This window comes from Streptomyces sp. NPDC059456, assembly GCF_042750055.1.
Taxonomy (GTDB): domain Bacteria; phylum Actinomycetota; class Actinomycetes; order Streptomycetales; family Streptomycetaceae; genus Streptomyces.
Genome location: NZ_JBHYVA010000963.1, coordinates 1 through 2,376, shown reverse-complemented (window position 1 = coordinate 2,376; position 2,376 = coordinate 1). Strand labels below are relative to the sequence as shown.

The 2,376-nt window shown below is 74.0% G+C and carries 3 protein-coding genes; all 3 read right to left on the bottom strand.

The genetic code is table 11. The features are described from left to right. Nucleotides 1-117: 117 nt before the first annotated feature. Complete coding sequence (locus ACFXA3_RS41115) at nt 118-522, bottom strand: DUF3040 domain-containing protein (RefSeq protein ID WP_054225580.1); 405 nt, start codon at nt 520-522, stop codon at nt 118-120. A 308-nt stretch (nt 523-830) separates the two neighbouring features. Continuing rightward, nucleotides 831-1,604, bottom strand: a complete 774-nt coding sequence (locus ACFXA3_RS41110; RefSeq protein ID WP_385196378.1) for a methyltransferase — start codon at nt 1,602-1,604, stop codon at nt 831-833. Nucleotides 1,605-1,694: 90 nt separating this feature from the next. Beyond that, nucleotides 1,695-2,186 carry an SAV_6107 family HEPN domain-containing protein gene (locus ACFXA3_RS41105; protein ID WP_385196376.1) on the bottom strand — a complete coding sequence of 164 codons (492 nt, stop codon included), beginning with the start codon at nt 2,184-2,186 and terminating at the stop codon, nt 1,695-1,697. Nucleotides 2,187-2,376 lie beyond the last annotated feature (190 nt).

The window sequence follows — 2,376 nt, the reverse complement described above, 5'->3', positions numbered from 1 at the left end:
GCGCGGGGGGGGGGGGGGGGGCGGGAGGGGCGGGGGCGGGGGGGGGCGCCGGGCCGGCGCGGGGGGGGGGCCGGCCGCCCCGCGCGGCCCCACCCCTCACCTCATGTCTGCGGGCCCCTACTGCTGCCCGTGTTCGTCGCGGCGGCGCTGCCACCGCTCCTCGATGCGGGTCATCATCGACCGACGCTGCCGGTTGCGGCCGTGGGCCGAACCGCCTGAACTGCCGGAGACGGGCTGCTCGCCAGGCTTGGGTGCCTTGCGCCAACCGGTGACCACGAGGACCGTACAGCCCAGCATGACGAGGAATCCCACCACGCTGACCCAGAGTACGTTCGGAATGATCACACCGGTCATGAGGAGCGCGATACCCACCACAATGCCTGCGACTGCCTGGTAGACCCGTCGCCGGGTGTACGTACGCAGTCCGCTTCCCTCAAGCGCTGTCGCGAACTTGGGGTCTTCGGCGTACAGCGCTCGCTCCATCTGCTCGAGCATTCGCTGCTCGTGCTCCGAGAGCGGCACGGGAGTCCTCCTCATCCGTCGGTCGCGGGGGGTAGCGACCAGGGGTCCCCTTCAGGATAGGCGGGGAATCGTCCCCGTGACACCCGCCCTCTGCGCCACGTTACAAAAACAGTGCCCGGGAAAGGCGGCGCCCCAAAAGGAGCTGCCCGGGCAAAACCCTGCGCGAAACCGTACCGCCGGGTGGGCGGTCGCCGGGGCGTTTATTCCCCATCGGCCCGTCCACCATGCCGGTCACTGCGAACGATCATACGGGGCCGACCGGTGGACCGGAGGGTGTCCGGCGTACTCCGTGGGCGGAACTCCGCAGATCAGGCGCGCTCCTCGCGCGGGGGCTTCGTGCCGAGGACGTGCAGCTGGGTGGCGACCGCGTGGAACGCCGGCAGCTCGGCCGCGGCCTCCTCCAGGCGCAGCAGGGCCTCGACCGCGCCCGGCTCGGTGTCGACCAGGACACCGGGGACGAGGTCGGCGAAGACGCGGACCCCGTGGACCGCGCCGACCTCCAGGCCGGCCCCGCCGACCAGCTCGGCGAGCTGCTCGGCGGTGAAGCGGCGCGGTACCGGGTCCCCCGCGCCCCAGCGGCCGGCCGGGTCGGTGAGCGCCGTCCGGGCCTCGGTGAAGTGGCCGGCGAGCGCGCGGGCCAGCACGGCCCCGCCGAGGCCCGCGGCCAGCAGGCTGAGCCTGCCGCCGGAGCGCAGGGCGGCGACCGCGTTGGCCACGCCCTCGGCCGGGTCGTCCACGTACTCCAGCACGCCGTGGCACAGCACCACGTCGTAGGCGTCGCGCTCGACGACGTCCAGCAGGCCCTGGGCGTCGCCCTGTACGCCGCGGACCAGGTCGGCGACACCGGCTTCGGCGACGCGGCGCTCCAGCCCGAACAGCGCGTTCGGGCTGGGGTCGACCACGGTGACCCGGTGGCCCAGCCGGGCCACCGGCACCGCGAACTTGCCGGTGCCGCCGCCGGTGTCCAGTACGTCGAGCACGTCCCGCCCGGTCGCCTTCACCCGGCGGTCGAGGGCCTCCTTGAGGACCTCCCACACCACGGCGGTGCGAAGGGAGGCGCGGGGGCGGGAAGTGTCCGACACGGCTGATGGCTCCTCGGCGCGACAAGGGGTGGGAGATGCGTGTCCCCACCCTATTGCCTGGCCGATGTCCCGCAGGTCACCCCGGGCGGCTCAGCCCGCGTCCGCGGGCCGCGGGTGCCCGGGCCGGGGCTGCGGCAGCGCCGGCGCCGGCGCCTGGAGGGCGAGCATCCGCTCGACCAGCCGCAGGAACATCTCCACGGCGCGCACCAGATCGTCCGCGTCCCGGACCGTCGCCGCGTCCCGTATCCCCGCTTCCGCGCGGGCCCGGCGGTCGGCGCCGGAGGCGAAGAGCGCGCTCCACTCCGTCAGCTCCGGCGCTATCTCCGGCAGTACCTCCCACGCGCTGCGGATCCGGGGCCGGCGCCGCGCGCCGGCCGGCTCGGGCCGCCCGCGTGCGGCGAGCACGGCCGCGGCGGTGCGCAGCGCGGCGAGGTGGGCGGTGGCGTACCGCTCGTTGGGCCGGGTCAGCCGGACGGCCTCGGCCAGGCCGGCGCGGGCCTTGGCGAGCAGATCGAGCGCGGCCGGCGGTGCCGCCGACCTGCGCGGGACGGGGTGGACAGGGGACGGGGACGGTGTGGCCATGACGAACCTCCTGTCGTTGCGTACTGCTGTGTCTGTGTTTGTGCCTGCCCCCATCGTGACGGTCACCACTGACAATCGCCCTGACCTGCTGTTTTGCCCGCTCTGTCCGGTCAACTGCCCCCCGGTGCACCTGTGGTGCCCCGACGTTGGTAGTTTTTGAACTGCCCGGTCAGTTCAAAAGAAGGGGGGC